The sequence below is a fragment of the Nesterenkonia xinjiangensis genome (assembly GCF_013410745.1).
Taxonomy (GTDB): domain Bacteria; phylum Actinomycetota; class Actinomycetes; order Actinomycetales; family Micrococcaceae; genus Nesterenkonia; species Nesterenkonia xinjiangensis.
This window is the reverse complement of sequence record NZ_JACCFY010000001.1, coordinates 3,323,746-3,339,620: the sequence shown is the minus strand read 5'-3', so window position 1 is coordinate 3,339,620 and position 15,875 is coordinate 3,323,746. Positions and strand designations below refer to the sequence as shown.

Below are 15,875 nucleotides of genomic sequence, written 5' to 3'. Positions count from 1 at the left end.
GTGGTCAGCATCGATGAGGTCGCCCGCACCGCGGGCGTGTCGTCCGCGACGGTGTCCCGCGCCCTCAGCGGGCGTGGACACGTCTCTCCCCTCACCCGGGAGAAGGTCCTGCGGGTGGCCGGCGAGCTCGGCTACGTGGTCTCCTCGGCTGCTTCGAGCCTGGCCTCGGGACGCAGCCGCAACATCGGGGTCATGCTCCCTGACCTGCACCGCTGGTTCTTCTCCACGGTGCTCACCGGCATCTCGGAGGAGCTCAGTCGGCGCGGTTACGATCTGACGCTGTACAACGTCTCCGATGATGAGGCGCTCCGCCGCGAGATCTTCTCCTCCTTCCTCCGTCGGCGCCGGGTCGACGGGCTGATCGTGGTCGCCATGGAGCTGGACGCCGAGGAGATCGATCAGCTCACCCAGCTCGGCATCCCGGTCCTCACCCTCGGGGGCTCGAACCCTCGCCTGTTCGGCCGAGCCGTCGACGACCATGCCCTCGCCCGGCTCGCCGTGGAACATCTTCTGCGGCTGGGGCACACCCGTATCGGCCGGATCGGTGCCGAGGCCAGCTTCAACCGTGACTTCCACATCCCTGCGCGCCGCGAGGCCGGCTTCCGCGACGCTCTCGCCGAGGCCGGGCTGGAGGCCGATCCACGGCTCTGCGTGACCGCCGACTTCACCATCGAGGGGGGTCACCGCGCCGCGAAGCTGATCCTCGGACGTTCGGAGGCGGCGCCGACCGGCCTGGTGGCCTTCTCCGATGAGATGGCGATCGGTGCACTTCTGGCAGCCAGGGAGCTCGGGCTGGAGGTCCCGCAGGACATCTCCGTCGTCGGCATGGACGGCCATGACCTGGGACCGCTCTTCGGGCTCACCACGGTGGACCAGCACCCGCTGAACCAGGGCGGGCAGGCCGCCCGGGACATTCTGGAGCGCATCGAGGACCCCCGTCCCGCCGGCTCGGGCTCAGATCCTGCCGATGGTCCGCCGGTTCCGGACTCCGCCGCGACCTCTGCGGAGGCGGCCAGGTCCCTGTCCGGGCCGGAGCAGGTGCCTGGGCCCCTGCCCTATGAGCTGGTAGTGCGCAGCAGCACCTCCGCACCGCGCATGGCCTGAACGCGTTCTGCAGGGCAGCCCGACCGACGTGTCCCCATGGTCGAGGAAGCCCACCATCGTTGAGAGCGGCCCTGGCCTCAGAGCAGTCCGGCTCGACGCCGCGTGGTGCGATTCGCGTGCACCGACCAGCGTGGCAGCCAGCGCTGCAGGGCGGCACCCGCCGCGGGCCCCATCGCGGCGGCCACCCAGATACCGGCCGCCAGCGAGCCCAGCGCCGCACCGGCGGCGATGATCAGAGGGCCGGCGGCGATGCCCAGGTCCTGCAGGAGCCGCCAGGCACCGAGGAACTGGGGTCTCCCGGCGGAGGGTGCGACGTCGGAGGCGACGGTCATCATGATCCCAGAGCCCAACCCGTTGCCCAGGCCGAGTGCCACCGCCACCCAGGTCAGCTGAGCGGCTCCCTGGGTCAGCGGCACCAGGGCCATCGCGAGCCCAAGGACCACCATCGCCGGCACACCCATCCACAGCCGCCCGAAGTGGTCCATGATCTTGCCGGCCGGATAGAACAGCAGCATGTCGATGCCGCCGGCGATCCCGTAGATGATCGAGATCGTCGCCGGATCCAGTCCGAGATGCTCTCCCCAGAGCGGGATGACCTGCTGCCGTGCACCTCGGATGCAGCCCACCAGCAGCACCGGGACCCCCAGGGTCAGCAGCAGGGCGCGATGATCACGCAGCACCGTGCGCAGGCTCGGTCGCACAACGGTGTCCTCGGCCTCCGAGTCCGAGCGTCGCTGGCCCGAGTCTCTGCGTCGCTCCTCCGGCCGGGAGAGCGCGACTGTCACGGATGCGGCCGCCGCCGTCGCCGTGGCCAGCAGGAAGACCAGGCGCAGGTCTCCGGTCTGCAGCACCAGCGCTCCGATGAACGGGCCGACGAACTGCCCGATCCGGTGGACGCCGCCCAGGGTGGAGAGCACCCGGGCCCGGTGCATCGGCGGGGTGATCTCAGTCAGATACGAATGTCGGGCGAGGTGGAACACCGCGTTGGCGGCGCCGACGAGCAGAATGGCCAGCGCGAGAGCGATCAGCGAATCGGCCAGGGCAGCGCCCAGCAGGCCCAGGCAGGCCGTCCCTCCCGCCAGCAGCATCGCCGGGCGATCACCGATCCGGGAGGCGAGAGCCCCTGCGGGGATGTCCGCCAGGATCTGCCCGACCGGCAGCATCGCGGCGATCACCCCGGCCACGGCGAGCGTGGCTCCCTGCTGGATGGCGTGCGGGGCGATGATCGGCAGCATGGCACCGATCCCGATGCTGAAGATGAAGGCCGGGATCAGTGCCCCGAGCACCACGGTATGGAAGGGGAACAGGCGCATATGACGTTGCGGGTTCCCTGCGGCTGCGGCAGATCGAGGGTCGGCAGGCACGACCGTCAGCCTACTCCCGGACCCTGGGAAGGTTCCGCCGGGCAACTTCATATGACAGGCCTCGCGATGCCATAGGCTGGGAGGCATGAGTTCACCGGCCGAGCGATACGCCCAGGCTCGACGCCGCACCGCAGACGCCAAGACCGAGCTGGGAGCCTTCCGCCGTGAGCAGGGCTTCGAGCTTGATGAGTTCCAGCTGGAGGCCTGCCGACATCTGGAGGCAGGGAAGGCCGTCCTGGTGGCGGCCCCGACCGGGGCCGGAAAGACCATCGTCGGCGAGTTCGCGGTCCACCTGGGCCTGGCCACGGGCACCAAGACCTTCTACACGACGCCGATCAAGGCGCTGTCCAATCAGAAGTACCAGGATCTGGTGGCGGATCACGGCGTCGACCGTGTCGGACTTCTCACCGGAGACACCTCCATCAATGCGGGCGCACAGATCGTGGTCATGACCACCGAGGTCCTGCGCAACATGCTCTACTCGGACTCCGAGGCGCTGCAGAACCTCAGCTACGTGGTCATGGACGAGGTCCACTACCTCGCCGACCGGTTCCGCGGAGCCGTCTGGGAGGAGGTCATCATCCATCTCCCCGAGCACGTGCAGCTCGTGGCGCTCAGCGCCACGGTCTCCAACGCCGAGGAGTTCGGCGCCTGGCTGGACACCGTCCGGGGAGAGACCGCGGTGGTGGTCTCCGAGCATCGGCCCGTGCCGCTCTGGCAGCACATGCTGGTGGACCACCAGCTCCATGACCTGTTCATCACCGACGACGACCAGCACGACGCCGCCGAGGGTGGCCAGCTGCTGGTGAATCCGGAGCTGCAGCGCCTGGCCCAGCGCCAGCAGGCCCCACCGTCTCGCCGTTCCGGCGGGCACCGCTCCCGGGGCCGTGGACGCCGGGCCCCTCGCCGCGAGCGTGCCTCGGAGCGTCGTTCCTCGACCCAGATGAGCGCTGGCGTCTCCGGCATCTCGGGCTCCTCGGGCGCACGAGCACGGGTCAACCGCCCCAGGATGATCCGCGCCCTGGACCGGGACGGGCTGCTGCCCTGCATCAGCTTCATCTTCTCCCGCGCCGGCTGCGAGGCCGCCGTCGAGCAGTGCTTGAGGGCCGGCATCCAGCTGACCACCCGTGAGGAGGCCCGTGAGATCGCATCTCGCGTGGAGCAGATGGGCTGGGAGCTGCCTGCCGAGGATCTCTCCGTGCTGGGCTACGACAGCTTCCGTGAAGCGCTGGTCAACGGCGTCGCCTCCCATCACGCCGGAATGCTGCCCCCGTTCAAGGAGCTCGTCGAGGCGCTCTTCGCGGAAGGGCTGCTGAAGGTCGTCTTCGCCACGGAGACGTTGGCCCTGGGCATCAACATGCCTGCGCGCACCGTCGTGCTCGAGAAGCTCGACAAGTTCAACGGTGAGTCTCATGTGGACGTCACTCCCGGCGAATACACCCAGCTGACCGGACGTGCGGGCCGACGTGGCATCGACGTCGAGGGCCACGCGGTCGTCGTCTGGCAGCCCGGAATGGACCCCCGTCAGGTGGCCGGTCTGGCCTCCAGGCGCACGTATCCGCTGAACTCCAGCTTCCGCCCGAGCTACAACATGGCGGTCAACCTGACCGCCCAGTTCGGCCGGGACAGGGCGCGCACGATCCTGGAATCCTCCTTCGCCCAGTTCCAGGCCGACCGTTCCGTGGTGGGTCAGGCCCGTGAGGTCGCCCAGCGGGAGTCATCCATGAAGGGGTACGCGCAGGCCATGACCTGTCACCTGGGTGACTTCCGGGAGTACGCCGAGCTGCGCCGGCGTCTCGCCGAGGTGCAGAAGGGACAGGCCAAGGCGAGGAACCGTCAGCGTCGCCGCGAGCTGGTGCGGGTGCTGGCGGCCCTGCAGCCCGGCGATGTCGTCGAGGTGGCCGGACGGCGCCGGATGGGGGAGTGCCTGGTGGTGCACAGCGCCCCGGAGCATGATCCACGGCCCAATGTGATCACCGCGGCGGGTCAGCTGCGGCGACTCACTGTGGAGGACTTCAGCCAGCCGCCCGAGGTTCTGACGAGCATCCGACTGCCCCGGAAGCCGCAGGTCAAGGTGCCCAAGGTGCGTCGCGATCTGGCCGCGGCGATGCGAAGCGCTCTGCGCGATCGTGTTCCACCCCGCCGTGACGCTCCCGCGCCCGGCTTCGGATTCGTCGATGAGCCCGACGAGGACGCCGTGGACTCCCTGGAGTCTCAGCTTCGCAGGCATCCGTGCCACAGCTGCGGGGAGCGCGAGGAGCATGCCCGTTGGGCCGAGCGCTGGTGGCGGCTGCGCCGTGAGACCGATCAGATCAAGGAACGGATCAATCGCCGCACCGGGTCCATCGCCAAGACCTTCGACAGGATCTGTGGGGTCCTGGTCGAGCTGGGGCATCTGGTGCCGGAGCCGGAGTCGCTGCCCGGGTCCGCCGCAGAGTCGGCGTCCGGGGGCGCTAGAGCAGATGTTCAGGTTCCCTCCTCCCAGGGGGAGTGGGATGCGCCGGAGTTCGCCGTCACCGAGCGGGGGCAGCGTCTGCGCCGCATCTACGGGGAGCGGGATCTGTTCACCGAGATGCTCCAGCAGCGCGGCGTCCTCGCCAGCCTCTCTGCCGCGGAGCTCGCCGCCTTCTCCACGGTGCTGACCTACCAGGCGAAGCGGGACGATGAAGGTGCCATGCCGCAGATGCCCACTCAACGGCTGAACGCCGCGGTCCGTGCCGCCGTCGACGTCCATGACGAGCTGGAGGCACTGGAGAAGCAGCACCATCTGGAGCCCACACCGGCCCCGGAGATGGGGCTGGTGGTGCCGATGCACGCCTGGGCGTCCGGACTCAGCCTGCGTCAGGCCCTGGAGGACTCTCCGCTGGCCGCCGGAGACTTCGTCCGCTGGGCGAAGCAGTGCGTCGACTCGCTGGACCAGCTCGGCCGTGCCCCACACACTGCCGCCAGACTGTCAGCCCGCTGTCATGAGGCGGTCGATCTCGTGGCCAGGGGAGTGGTGGCCTACTCTGCGGTGGCCGCTCTGCCTGGCCTGGACGAGGGCGACGACGGCGAGGGCACCTTCGAGGGCACCTTCGAGGGCACCTTCGAGGGCACCGACGAAGGCACCGACGAAGGCACCGACGAAGGCACCGACGAAGGCACCGACGAGGCAGAAGACAGCCGGCAGACTGCCGGCCCCGAGGACGAACGACTGTGAGGACGGGATCATTCCCATGACGAGCGCACAGGCCGGGCAGGAGCCCGAGCCCTTCCCGCTGGAGCACCAGGCGCGCGAGAACATCCCGCGGCTGCTGATCGACGGCACCATCCACAGCATCGCCGAGCCGTACTCCGAGGCGATGGTCGTCGACGATGGGCTGATCTCCTGGCTCGGCGACCCGGACACTGCGGGTCGGCTGACCGACCGTCTCGAACGTCAGGAGCTGGGCCGTGGTCTGGTCGCTCCTGCGTTCGTGGGGCGCCTGGACCGGGATCTCGAATCGCTGGACGCCGGGGGAGCGGCCGCGGCGCTGGATGTGGCGGCCGCCCATGGCCAAGGAGCCCTGCGCCTCATGCTTGGAGTCTCGGCTGAGGAGCTGGACGACCCGGCCGGCCAGCTTCGGACCCGCCTGATAGAGGTGGTGAAAGCTGCCCGCTGGCATCCGGTCGTGGTCCTCCCGGCGGTACGGATGACCGGCCTGACCCTGGAAGACGGCCCGCACGCCCTCCACGAGGTGCGAGTCGCCGTGAGGCGCCTGCTGGACCTGCTCGAGCATGTCGACGACGCGGCCGGAGCTCCGGTTGGCGTGGAGCTCCGACTCGCGGAGCTCATCCCTGAGCTCACCCCACAGGACTCCGCGGGCACCTCCCTGAGCTCCGAGGACGTCCGGGAGCTGGCTGTCGAGCACCTGGTGACTGTCTCCGCCGCCGTGGCGGAAGAGTCACGTCAGCTGCTCCTGGAGGTCGGGGGACACCCTCCCGCCGCCGTGGCGGCCCTGGTCGCCGAGACGCGCCGCCGACTCCAGGACCGCGGAATGACGCCGCGTCCCGACCGACCGACTGTCCTGGTGGATTTCGACTCGGCACACCGTCAGGACTGGGAGGCCCTCGTCGGCACGGCCGTCCATGTGCTGCTGCGCCGCCCCGGACACCTCGGCCTGGCGCTGAGCGTGGGGATCCCCACCTCCGTCGCGCCGTCCGAGGCCGCTGACCCGTGGCAGCTGATCGCAGCCCACGTGCACCGCGAGGAGTCGCCGGTCTCGGTGCGGGCGGCCTTCAACGCTCAGACGCGGGCGGCCCACCGCTCCCTGCCCGCCGCCGATGGTGCGGCGCCCGCGCTGGCCGCCCTGGCGCCGCAGCTCGACCCCGGCGCGGCGGCGAGCTACACCGTCTGGGAGGCGGAGGCCCTGGCGGTGCAGACCCCGGATTCGCGCACCGCGGCCTGGAGCACCGACGCGCGGGCCCGCACTCCGCTGCTGCCCTACCTGGGCACGGTGGACGAGCCCGCGGTCTCGCCCGTGCTGCGGGCGACGGTGATCGGAGGTGTCGAAGTTCACGGCACCGCCGAGGCCCGACACTCCGGGACAGAGGATTCCTGAACCGGCCCGAATGGGTGCACAATACATCGAGTGCTGCCGTCCTCGGCGGGCACCCGTGCCCGACGGCCAGAGTCGGCACGAGACAGTCTGAGACAGAAGGGGCACGAGGCCACCCGTGAAGATCCTGACGATCATCCCGACATACAACGAGATCGAGGCTCTGCCGATCACGGTGCAGCGGCTGCGCGCCGCCGTGCCCGAATCTGACGTGCTCGTGGTCGACGACAACAGTCCCGACGGGACCGGTCAGCTGGCCGAGCGTATGGGGCACGAGGACCCGCAGATCCATGTGCTGCACCGAAGGGCGAAGAACGGTCTGGGCGGAGCGTATATCGCGGGTTTCCGCTGGGGCCTCGACCGTGAGTATGACGTGCTCGTCGAACTCGACGCCGACGGCTCCCACCAGCCCGAGCAGCTGCCGGACCTTATCGCGAAGATCGATGAGGCCGACCTGGTCATCGGATCCCGCTGGGTGGCCGGGGGAGCCGTGGTCAACTGGCCCCTGCACCGTGAGGTCATCTCCCGCGCAGGCTCTCTGTATTCACGGACCCTGCTGGGCCTTCCCGTGCGGGACATCACCGCGGGCTTCCGGGTGTTTCGCCGTTCCACCCTGGAGGACATCGACCTCAACAGCATCGAATCGGTGGGATACGGCTTCCAGGTGGACATGACCTTCCGCGTGGCCCGGCAGCGCAAGACGATCGTGGAGGTGCCGATCACCTTTGTGGAACGCACGCTTGGGGCTTCGAAGATGAGCTCCGACATCGTCGTCGAGGCCATGCTGAACGTGACCCGATGGGGTCTGGGGGCCCGCGCCGAGGCGCTGTCCGGGAGGTTCGGACTGCGCTGACCCGCCGTGATCAGCCTCGACGTCGCGTCAGCGGTCTGAGGTCAGAAGAGCCCGCCACCGCTGTTCCGGTGACGGGCTCTTCTGACAGGATTATGGGGCGGACGCGTCCGAGGGCGTGACCAGGGTCAGGAGACCTTCTCGCCGCGACGCTCACGGAGCTGCTTGAGACGCTCGGTGAGGATCTCCTCTAGCTCCTCGACGGAGCGACGCTCCAGGAGCATGTCCCAGTGTGTCCGGACCGGCTTCTCCGGGGTGTCGTCCGGCTTGGAGCCGTCCATCAGGACGCCCTCCTTGCCGGTGGGCGAGGTCCAGGTGGACGGGACATCGGCTTCGGCCGAGAAGGTCACCGTGATCTTCTCGCCGTCCTCGCAGACGTACTGGACGTCCTGACGAGGTGCCGGCTCCACGCCCTGCTCCGTCTCCATGGACTGCGCACCCAGGCGCATTCCGCGCAGACTGCGATCGCTCATCGGCTTTCTCCTCCACTGCTGGGGACACAGGTTATCGAGATGCACAACAGCAGCTGGCGCCCGGATATTCCGGGCGCCAGCTGTGAGCTGGCTCCCCTCAGCGCAGAGGGGGTGCAGGCTCCGGGACCTCTCGCGGCATCAGCCCCGCTGCGGGGGTCGGCCGCCCTGCTGGCCGTGCGGTCCCTGGCCGGGCTGGGGCCGCGGCCAACCCTGAGGAGGCTGCTGACCCTGCTGGTCGACCTGCTCCTGCGGGTTCCCCTGATTCGCGTAGGGATCGTAGGCCGGGCGCTGAGGGTTCTGAGGGAGTGCCTGCTGGGCAGAGTCCTCGCCGATCCCGCGGCCTGATCCGATGGACGGGTCAGCCTCGGGAGGTGCCGATTCGGCGATCCGCTTCAGGGTGTCCGTGCTCGACTCCCTGTCGAGGCTGGGCGCGTCCCGTCCTCCGCCGCCGGTCTGTGCTCGACGTGCCTCGGCCTCGATGTCCCGGGTGCCCTCATAGTGCGGGTGCTCGTCGGTCACCGAGGTGGATCGTGCCGAGGACGCCATGTCTGCGATGGCGTCGGAGATCGCCGGCTTGCCCCGGCGTTCCTTGGCCTCCTGCTCCTTGCGTTCACGACGCGCCCGCAGTCGCTCCTCGCGGGCGGCACGCTCGGCCTCACGCTCCTCGGGGCTGCGGCCGTCGGTCGCCTCGGTGTTGCCGCCGAACGCGCCGGAGAATGCCTTGAGCGCATCGCCGAACTCGCCGGGGATGACCCACATGGTGTTGGAGTCGCCCTTGGCCAGCTCGGGCAGAGTCTGCAGGTACTGATAGGAGAGCAGCTCCGGGCCTGGCTCGGAGTCGTGCACGGCGCTGAACACGGTCTCGATGGCCTGGGCCTCTGCGTTGGCGGCCAGGATGCGGGCCTGGGCCTCACCCTCAGCCTGCAGGATGGCGGCCTGGCGCTCACCTTCGGCGGTAAGGACCGCCGACTGCTTGGTGCCCTCGGCGGTGAGGATCGCCGCGCGACGGTCGCGCTCGGCGCGCATCTGCTTCTCCATCGAGTCCTGGATGGACAGGGGTGGCTCGATCGCCTTGAGCTCCACACGGGCGACGCGGATGCCCCACCGGCCGGTGACCTTGTCGAGCTCGCCGCGAAGCTGCCCGTTGATCCGGTCCCGGGAGGTCAGTGCGGCCTCCAGGTGCATGCCGCCGACCACGTTGCGCAGCGTGGTGGTGGTCAGCTCCTGGACTGCGTGGATGTAGTTCTGGATCTCATAGGTCGCCGATTTGGGGTCGGTGATCTGGAAGTAGACCACAGTGTCGATGGAGACCACGAGGTTGTCCTCGGTGATCACCGGCTGCGGCGGAAAGGAGACGACCTGCTCGCGCATGTCCAGCAGCGGCACGAGCCGGTCGATGAAGGGGACCAGCAGGGTGAGCCCGGGGCCCTGAGTCCGCTGGTACTTGCCGAGGCGCTCGACGATCCCGGTACGCGCCTGCGGGATGATCCGCACGCTGCGCACCAGGATGATGACGACCAGCGCCATCAACGCCAGGAGGACGACGAGAATTGCTACATCCATGGGGCTTCCGATCTTCGTTTCTGTCGCGGGGAACTTGACTGGTCTCTGGGGTCTGGCAGTGCCGCTCAGGCCTCGCGGGGTTCAGGATCCTGCCACTCGATTCCGGGAACGGGCCGCAGGTAGACGATGGCGCCCTCCACGGACTCCACGACGGCTGCCATGCCCGGCTCGATGCGGAAGTTCCCGGTGGTGCGGGCGGTCCAGGTGTCACCGTCGACCTCGGCGAGGCCACCCTCAGCGGTGATCGTCTCGAGGGGCTGTGCGTCCAGGCCGGCCATCCGGTCCACATTGGTCAGCTGCTCCTCGGAGCCCTTCTTCATGTGCTTAAGCGCGACAGGTCGCACGGCGCCGAGCATCAGCAGGGCCGTGGCGGAGCCGATGACGACCTGCATCCAGCCGGGCCCGCCGGCCAGGGCCACCGTGGTGGCTCCGGCGGCTCCGGCGGCGAGCATCAGGAACAGGAGATCGAGCATGAGCAGCTCGAGCACGAGCAGCACGAAGGTCAGGGAGAGCCAGGCCGCCCAGAGATTCTCGCCGAACCATTCGATCATGCGCGAACCTCCTCGAGAGCCTTCTCCACCATCTGCTCAGCATGCGCCCGGTGATCGGAAACGCACAGGTGAGCCGCGTGTCTCCTTCATTCTGCCTGACTCACGGGTTCCCGTCACCCCTGTCACACTCGTGCGCGGATCCCCGGCCGCCGGCGGGTCGTCGCCACACGGTCACATCCAGGTCGACGGTGACGCGATCGACGCCCTCTTCGGTGATCCGGGCGGTGACCTCGTCGGCCTCGCGGTGATGCCCGGCAGGCCCCATCATGACCAGATCGCGGGCCGAGTCGCCGCTGACCGGGACCTGAGCGGTGACGACACGATGCTCCACAGGCTCGAGGAAGCGACGGTGCATCTGTGTCCTGAGATCTGCGAGCTTGTTCGGCTGCATCCCCAGGAGCCCGAGGCCCGAGAGCTCACGGAGATGCGCCGGACGAGGCGTGACGACGATCGCCGGCGCTCCGGGGAGCAGGACGCGGAAGTACTCGTCGACGTTCCGCGGCGCGAAGATGTCCAGGAGCAGCTCCACGGTGCCGTCCGCCACAGGCAGTGGCCTCCACAGATCCCAGGCCAGAGCGAGGGTGCGAGGATGCCGTGCGGCGCGCTTCAGACCGGCAGGGGAGAGGTCCAGCGCCACTGCGCGTGCCTGTGGTCGTGCATCCAACAGGCTCTGCAGATGATGGCCCGTCCCGGCGCCGCAGTCGAGCATGATCTCGACTCCGCCGGTGTGGCGCATGGGGGCCCAGAGCTCCGCCAGCTGGTCGAGTGCGTCGGTGAGGGCCGAGAAGACTCCGGCGCTCTGCACGCGTTCGCGCGCCATGATCATCGCCGGGGAGTCCGGTGTGACGGATGATCCGCGTCCGACGAGCAGATTGACATAACCCTGCTTGGCCGCGTCGAATCGGTGTCCGGCAGGGCAGGCGAGCCCTTTCACTCGTGGGTCCGAAGCCCCCCGCAGAATGGTCAGGGGCTGACTGACGGACGATGCCTGGGACCCGGCCTCAGGTGAGTCATCATGCAGCGGGCACGTCACGGGCCAACTCTCGTCGCTCATCAGCTCAGGACCAGTGGACTCCGACGGTGACTGACTCATGTCCAGAAGCGTATCGGCTCACGTGGCCGCGACTGTCTCAGTCGAAGCCGTCTCAGTCGATGCGTCAGCGCTCTGCACGCTTGACGCGCTCGTGTCCCTCAGACCGGCCATGGACGACATAGCCTCGGCCAGACAGGGACCAGACAGAGAGCCTCTCTCATATCATCCCAAATTGCCCGATAATCTACATTATGTCAACCTAGCGGAGGGCAGCTTACTCTTCCTCCTCCGCGCTTCGGCGCGTCACTTCCGGTGCGGCCGGACCCGACCAGAAGGCCGCGTGACGGTGCCTGCGGTTCAGCTCTGGCGTGAACGTTGGATCTCCTCGGCGATCTGCTTGATCCGACCCAGGCGCTCGTCCCAGCGACGACCCACCTCATGAAGCTGCGCAGTGGCCCGCACCAGCTGCTCGGAGTCCACCGAGAACTGCCGCTCCCGCCCTTCCTGGCGCGCCTGGACCAGTCCGACCCGCTGCAGCACGGACAGATGCTTGGCCACGGCCTGCCTGGAGACCGGCATCCGCTCACTGAGCCGGGTTGCACTGCTGGGCCCGCCGATGAGCATCAGATCCAGCAGGGCCCGCCTTGTGGGATCCCCGACGGCATCCCACAAGGCGTCGTCCACCCCGATCCGGTCCGGCCGATGCTCTCCCAGACTCATGCGGCGGACACCAGCTCAGCGGCATAGGACTGCAGGCGCGGGAGGAAGATGCCCCACCCCTGGGAATGATCCCGATGCTCCGCCCGGGCGACGGCCTCGCTCCAGCCACGCTCCCTGAAGCCGGACTCAGTCATGGTCACAGTGGATGCCCGGGCTCCGCGCCGCGGCGCGATGTCGAAGGTCACCAGCAGGGAGTTCCCCGGTGCGGCATGCGATTCGTCGTAGACCCACCGAAACGAGAAGCGCCGGTGCGGGTTCGCCTCGACGATAGTCAGGGGCACGGTCTCGGCCTGTCCGCAGCCACAGGACTCACCGAAGACCAGCGTGCCGGTCTCCCCCGCCCGGGAGGTGAAGTCCGCCTGCTCCGGCCACCATCTCGCCATATGTCCCGGCGAGCTGATCACCTCATAGACGATCTCCGGAGACGCCTCGATCTCCAGCGTCCGAGTGATGCTTCCCTGCTCGGGCTCTGCGGTGCCCGGCGTGTGGCCTGACGAGTGCGTGTGGTCTGACATGATCGGCCCTCTCGTGGCGATGTCGGTGATCTCGTAGCCTCGATTTTATGCAACAAATGGTTGCTGATAGTGGCAGAGTACCGGGAGCTGCGGTCATGTGCAACCCTTTGTTGCATTCGAGGCGACTGTGCGACCTCCGGGACTCTCATCCCATGAGGCCGAGTGTCGCCACGCCCGCACAGGCGGAGGCCCAGAGCACCGAGCAGAAAGTGCCGATGATGAAGCGCTCGGCCGCGCCGTTGGGCTGCTTGAGCTCCGAATATCTGGCCAACCCTTTCACTGCGAGCACCACGGCAAGACCCTCCGGCCACCCCATGAGCAGCGTGGACACCACCGCCAGGCGTTCCAGCAGGCCTATCCAGGCACCGCCGCGCAGCACCGGCGGCCCCTGGTCGGCGTGCGGCCGCGCGTCGAACCGCGTGGCGGTGTCCAGCACGGCGACGGAGACCCCTGAACCACCCAGACAGGCCGCCGCCGTCGCGGCGATCACCAGCGCGGGGCGCCAGCCGCCGTCGTCCACTCCGGAGACCTGCAGCGCACACAGCGCGGCGGCCGCCAGCAGCGCCAGCTGCGCCAATGCCGTGATGTTGAGCAGCCCCAGGGAGGGACGCGCCGCACGATGCGGAAGGGATGCCCCAGCCGGCACGGCGGCGAGCAGGAGCAGGACGGTGGCAGCGATGATCACTCGTGGAGCTCCTGATCCTCTTCCTGGTACATGTCCTGGTACATGTCCTCCATGATCTCTGCCGCCACTGACATGACCCGCCGCGTCTCCGTCCAGAGCCCGCGCCGGAGCCTGCGAGAGACCGCCTGCTGGCTGGTCCCCAGCTGCTCGGCGGCCTGAGCCTGGGAGAATCCCTGCTCGATCAGCTCACCCGCCTCCTGACTGGAGCCAGTGCGCCGGCGCTCCAGCTCGCCGAGCATCTGCAGCAGCGCCTCCGCCTGCTCGGCGGCATGCCCCTGGGACTCCCCGGCGCTCAGCGCCACTCCCCCTGAGGCGCGCTTGGCGCGGGTGACCGCCTCGCGCGCGGCCTCGAAGGCCTGACCACTTCCGGCACGAGTCTCCTGCGGCAGCGGCGTGCGTACGGTGCCCACGCCGATCCCGATGCTCCACTGCTCGCTGCGTGCCGCCCAGAGCGCGACGACCAGGACTGCCCCGGCGTCGTCGAGGACCCCCTGGATCTCATCGCCAGCGGTGCGCTGGAAAGGCCGCACCAGGTGCTCCGCGGCGCGCGCGTCGAGCTCGGCGGCCGCCTGATCCACGAGATCGGGCTGACGGCGGGAGCCCTTCTGGTCCAGGGTCATGACGAACATGGTCACAACTGTAATCGGTTGTGAACAGGGATACAACGTCTAGGAGTTGTTCATGGGCTCACAACCTCTGGAATCCATGCCTATGCTGGCCCTGATGAACACACTCGACACCGGTCACGAAGACAGTAGTCACGCAGGCCACCGCCCCGGAGGCCTGCGCGGCGCCTGGTGGATGCTGCTCCTCGACGCCGCGCTGATCATCCTGTTCGCCGCACTGGGCAACCGCACCCATCTGAGCGGGCTCGGGCTGGTCGACATCCTCTCCACCGCCTCGCCCTTCCTCCTCGCCTGGGCCCTGAGCGCCGCGGCCCTGCGGACCTGGCACCGGCCATCTCGTCTCTGGCCCGACGGCGTGATCATCCTCATCGCCACGGTGACGTTGGGTATGGCGCTGCGCGTGGTGCTGGGTCTCGGGGGCGCCCCGGTCTCCTTCGTGCTCGTCACCGCCGGCGTGCTGACCACTTTCCTCCTCGGCCGCCGCCTGCTCACCGGGCTCCTGGTCTCACGCAGCCGAGGATGAGAGGACTGCCGGGATCTCCACGTCGCCTCCGCGATTTCTCAAGATTCCCCGAGAATCCGCCCCATCCCGTTGACTGCGCCGGCGACCGGCGTAAGTTGGAGATTGCACGCGTCAGCTTTCGATCAGGAGGCAGCCGATGACCACCGACGAGACTCAGCGCGACCCGCGGACCATGCACCGCGAGGATCCGCTCCCGGCTCAGCAGCAGGACGAGCAGCCGGGACTCACCGCACCCACCTCCCCCACGCCCGACCACGGCGAGGACAGCTGGATCGGGCACGGTCGGCTCACGGACAGGAAAACCCTGATCACCGGAGGGGACTCCGGCATCGGCCGGGCCGTCGCCCTCGCCTTCGCCCGGGAGGGCGCCGACATCGCCTTCGTCCATCTCCCCGAGGAGGCCGAGGACGCCGAGGAGACCACCAGGCTGGTCCGCGAAGCCGGCCGGACCTGCGCGGCGTACGCCGCAGACATCACCGACGAGGCTCGGGCCGTGGAAGTGGTGCGCCGTGCCGTGGATGACCTCGGCGGTCTGGACGTGCTCATCCTCAACGCCGCCTATCAGCGGCAGCGTGAGGGAATCGACACCGTCCCCACCGACGAGGTCCGCCGCGTCTTCGACACGAACCTGCTGGCTCACGTCGTCATCACTCGGGAGGCCGTCCCCCACCTGAAGCCCGGGTCCTCGATCATCACCACCACCTCCATCCAGGCCGTCGGCCCCAAGCCGCCGCTGTTCGACTACGCGATGACCAAGGCCGCCCAGATCGCCTTCACCGAGGCGCTGGCGCTCGAGCTCGGCGAAAAGGGAATCCGCGTCAACGCAGTGGCCCCCGGCCCGATCTGGACTCCGCTGATCCCGGCCACCGGATTCCCCGACGACGCCGTCGAGGAGTTCGGCCAGGACACTCCCCTGGGCCGCCCGGGACAGCCTGCCGAGCTGGCCGGCGCCTACGTGTATCTGGCCAGCGATGAGGCCTCCTACGTGTCCGGCTCCGTCATCCCGGTGACCGGAGGAAAGGGATTCTGAGATGGCACGAGACAGCATCAAGGACGAGGAGCTCTACGAGCGTCTACGTGACGAGGGCGAGTCGAAGGAGAAGGCCGCCCGCATCGCCAACCAGGCAGCCAAGGAGAGCCGCAGCGAACTCGGAGAGAAGGGCGGCCAGGCATCCAACTACGAGGACCGCACCGTCGACGAGCTCCGTGAGCGCGCCAAGGAGCTGGATATCACCGGCTACTCCGACATGACCAAAGACCAGCTGATCTCAGCACTGCGCAACCATTGACC

Annotated in this window: 16 protein-coding genes; 7 read left to right on the top strand and 9 right to left on the bottom strand. The window is 68.7% G+C overall.

The features are described 5' to 3' along the window. The gene (locus HNR09_RS14970) at positions 1 to 1,104 is read left to right on the top strand and encodes a substrate-binding domain-containing protein (RefSeq protein ID WP_179542756.1); all 1,104 of its coding nucleotides are present in this window, start codon (positions 1 to 3) and stop codon (positions 1,102 to 1,104) included. 77 nt (positions 1,105 to 1,181) lie between these two features. Here the strand turns inward: HNR09_RS14970 and HNR09_RS14965 are convergent, their stop codons facing one another. Then, positions 1,182 to 2,468 carry an MFS transporter gene (locus HNR09_RS14965; RefSeq protein WP_343047562.1) on the bottom strand — a complete coding sequence of 429 codons (1,287 nt, stop codon included), beginning with the start codon at positions 2,466 to 2,468 and terminating at the stop codon, positions 1,182 to 1,184. A gap of 85 nt (positions 2,469 to 2,553) precedes the next feature. On the opposite strand from HNR09_RS14965, the gene HNR09_RS14960 reads away from it, so the two are divergent. The 3 genes from HNR09_RS14960 to HNR09_RS14950 all read left to right on the top strand — a co-directional run bounded on the left by HNR09_RS14960 (position 2,554) and on the right by HNR09_RS14950 (position 7,898). Continuing rightward, positions 2,554 to 5,667, top strand: a complete 3,114-nt coding sequence (locus tag HNR09_RS14960; protein WP_218881955.1) for a DEAD/DEAH box helicase — start codon at positions 2,554 to 2,556, stop codon at positions 5,665 to 5,667. 16 nt (positions 5,668 to 5,683) lie between these two features. Further along, positions 5,684 to 7,048 (top strand): hypothetical protein, encoded by a 1,365-nt coding sequence (locus tag HNR09_RS14955; RefSeq protein ID WP_179542755.1) that lies wholly within the window; start codon positions 5,684 to 5,686, stop codon positions 7,046 to 7,048. A gap of 115 nt (positions 7,049 to 7,163) precedes the next feature. Further along, entirely contained in the window at positions 7,164 to 7,898 is a 735-nt protein-coding gene (locus HNR09_RS14950) for a glycosyltransferase (protein ID WP_179542754.1), read from the top strand. A gap of 125 nt (positions 7,899 to 8,023) precedes the next feature. Here the strand turns inward: HNR09_RS14950 and HNR09_RS14945 are convergent, their stop codons facing one another. The 8 genes from HNR09_RS14945 to HNR09_RS14910 all read right to left on the bottom strand — a co-directional run bounded on the left by HNR09_RS14945 (position 8,024) and on the right by HNR09_RS14910 (position 14,064). Then, the gene (locus tag HNR09_RS14945) at positions 8,024 to 8,368 is read right to left on the bottom strand and encodes an RNA polymerase-binding protein RbpA (RefSeq protein ID WP_179542753.1); all 345 of its coding nucleotides are present in this window, start codon (positions 8,366 to 8,368) and stop codon (positions 8,024 to 8,026) included. A 138-nt stretch (positions 8,369 to 8,506) separates the two neighbouring features. Further along, the gene (locus HNR09_RS14940; RefSeq protein WP_179542752.1) at positions 8,507 to 9,931 is read right to left on the bottom strand and encodes an SPFH domain-containing protein; all 1,425 of its coding nucleotides are present in this window, start codon (positions 9,929 to 9,931) and stop codon (positions 8,507 to 8,509) included. 65 nt (positions 9,932 to 9,996) lie between these two features. Continuing rightward, entirely contained in the window at positions 9,997 to 10,482 is a 486-nt protein-coding gene (locus tag HNR09_RS14935) for an NfeD family protein (RefSeq protein ID WP_179542751.1), read from the bottom strand. Positions 10,483 to 10,582: 100 nt separating this feature from the next. Beyond that, on the bottom strand, positions 10,583 to 11,416 hold the full coding sequence (locus tag HNR09_RS14930; protein WP_179542750.1) for a putative RNA methyltransferase: 834 nt from the start codon (positions 11,414 to 11,416) through the stop codon (positions 10,583 to 10,585). A gap of 456 nt (positions 11,417 to 11,872) precedes the next feature. Then, positions 11,873 to 12,235 (bottom strand): ArsR/SmtB family transcription factor, encoded by a 363-nt coding sequence (locus tag HNR09_RS14925; RefSeq protein ID WP_179542749.1) that lies wholly within the window; start codon positions 12,233 to 12,235, stop codon positions 11,873 to 11,875. Further along, complete coding sequence (locus HNR09_RS14920) at positions 12,232 to 12,750, bottom strand: SRPBCC domain-containing protein (protein WP_179542748.1); 519 nt, start codon at positions 12,748 to 12,750, stop codon at positions 12,232 to 12,234. The genes HNR09_RS14925 and HNR09_RS14920 overlap by 4 nt, the downstream gene beginning before the upstream one ends. 145 nt (positions 12,751 to 12,895) lie before the next feature. Next, complete coding sequence (locus HNR09_RS15985) at positions 12,896 to 13,435, bottom strand: hypothetical protein (RefSeq protein WP_179542747.1); 540 nt, start codon at positions 13,433 to 13,435, stop codon at positions 12,896 to 12,898. Continuing rightward, positions 13,432 to 14,064, bottom strand: coding sequence for a hypothetical protein (locus HNR09_RS14910; RefSeq protein ID WP_179542746.1), 633 nt, complete (start codon positions 14,062 to 14,064; stop codon positions 13,432 to 13,434). The genes HNR09_RS15985 and HNR09_RS14910 overlap by 4 nt, the downstream gene beginning before the upstream one ends. 94 nt (positions 14,065 to 14,158) lie before the next feature. On the opposite strand from HNR09_RS14910, the gene HNR09_RS14905 reads away from it, so the two are divergent. The 3 genes from HNR09_RS14905 to HNR09_RS14895 all read left to right on the top strand — a co-directional run bounded on the left by HNR09_RS14905 (position 14,159) and on the right by HNR09_RS14895 (position 15,873). Next, positions 14,159 to 14,584: a DUF3054 domain-containing protein gene (locus tag HNR09_RS14905; RefSeq protein ID WP_179542745.1), complete on the top strand. Its 426-nt coding sequence runs from the start codon at positions 14,159 to 14,161 to the stop codon at positions 14,582 to 14,584. A 136-nt stretch (positions 14,585 to 14,720) separates the two neighbouring features. Next, positions 14,721 to 15,614, top strand: coding sequence for an SDR family oxidoreductase (locus HNR09_RS14900; RefSeq protein WP_179542744.1), 894 nt, complete (start codon positions 14,721 to 14,723; stop codon positions 15,612 to 15,614). Position 15,615: 1 nt separating this feature from the next. Further along, the gene (locus tag HNR09_RS14895; protein ID WP_179542743.1) at positions 15,616 to 15,873 is read left to right on the top strand and encodes a DUF7218 family protein; all 258 of its coding nucleotides are present in this window, start codon (positions 15,616 to 15,618) and stop codon (positions 15,871 to 15,873) included. The last annotated feature ends 2 nt before the right edge of the window (positions 15,874 to 15,875 follow it).

Excerpts from the sequence above, each read along its gene's own strand:
- HNR09_RS14900 (WP_179542744.1), top strand. The coding sequence starts at position 14,721 with ATGACCACCGACGAGACTCAGCGCGACCCGCGGACCATGCACCGCGAG.
- HNR09_RS14925 (WP_179542749.1), bottom strand. The coding sequence starts at position 12,235 with ATGAGTCTGGGAGAGCATCGGCCGGACCGGATCGGGGTGGACGACGCC.
- HNR09_RS14910 (WP_179542746.1), bottom strand. The coding sequence starts at position 14,064 with ATGTTCGTCATGACCCTGGACCAGAAGGGCTCCCGCCGTCAGCCCGAT.
- HNR09_RS14955 (WP_179542755.1), top strand. The coding sequence starts at position 5,684 with ATGACGAGCGCACAGGCCGGGCAGGAGCCCGAGCCCTTCCCGCTGGAG.
- HNR09_RS14895 (WP_179542743.1), top strand. The coding sequence starts at position 15,616 with ATGGCACGAGACAGCATCAAGGACGAGGAGCTCTACGAGCGTCTACGT.
- HNR09_RS14940 (WP_179542752.1), bottom strand. The coding sequence starts at position 9,931 with ATGGATGTAGCAATTCTCGTCGTCCTCCTGGCGTTGATGGCGCTGGTC.
- HNR09_RS14920 (WP_179542748.1), bottom strand. The coding sequence starts at position 12,750 with ATGTCAGACCACACGCACTCGTCAGGCCACACGCCGGGCACCGCAGAG.
- HNR09_RS14945 (WP_179542753.1), bottom strand. The coding sequence starts at position 8,368 with ATGAGCGATCGCAGTCTGCGCGGAATGCGCCTGGGTGCGCAGTCCATG.
- HNR09_RS14935 (WP_179542751.1), bottom strand. The coding sequence starts at position 10,482 with ATGATCGAATGGTTCGGCGAGAATCTCTGGGCGGCCTGGCTCTCCCTG.
- HNR09_RS14905 (WP_179542745.1), top strand. The coding sequence starts at position 14,159 with ATGAACACACTCGACACCGGTCACGAAGACAGTAGTCACGCAGGCCAC.
- HNR09_RS14960 (WP_218881955.1), top strand. The coding sequence starts at position 2,554 with ATGAGTTCACCGGCCGAGCGATACGCCCAGGCTCGACGCCGCACCGCA.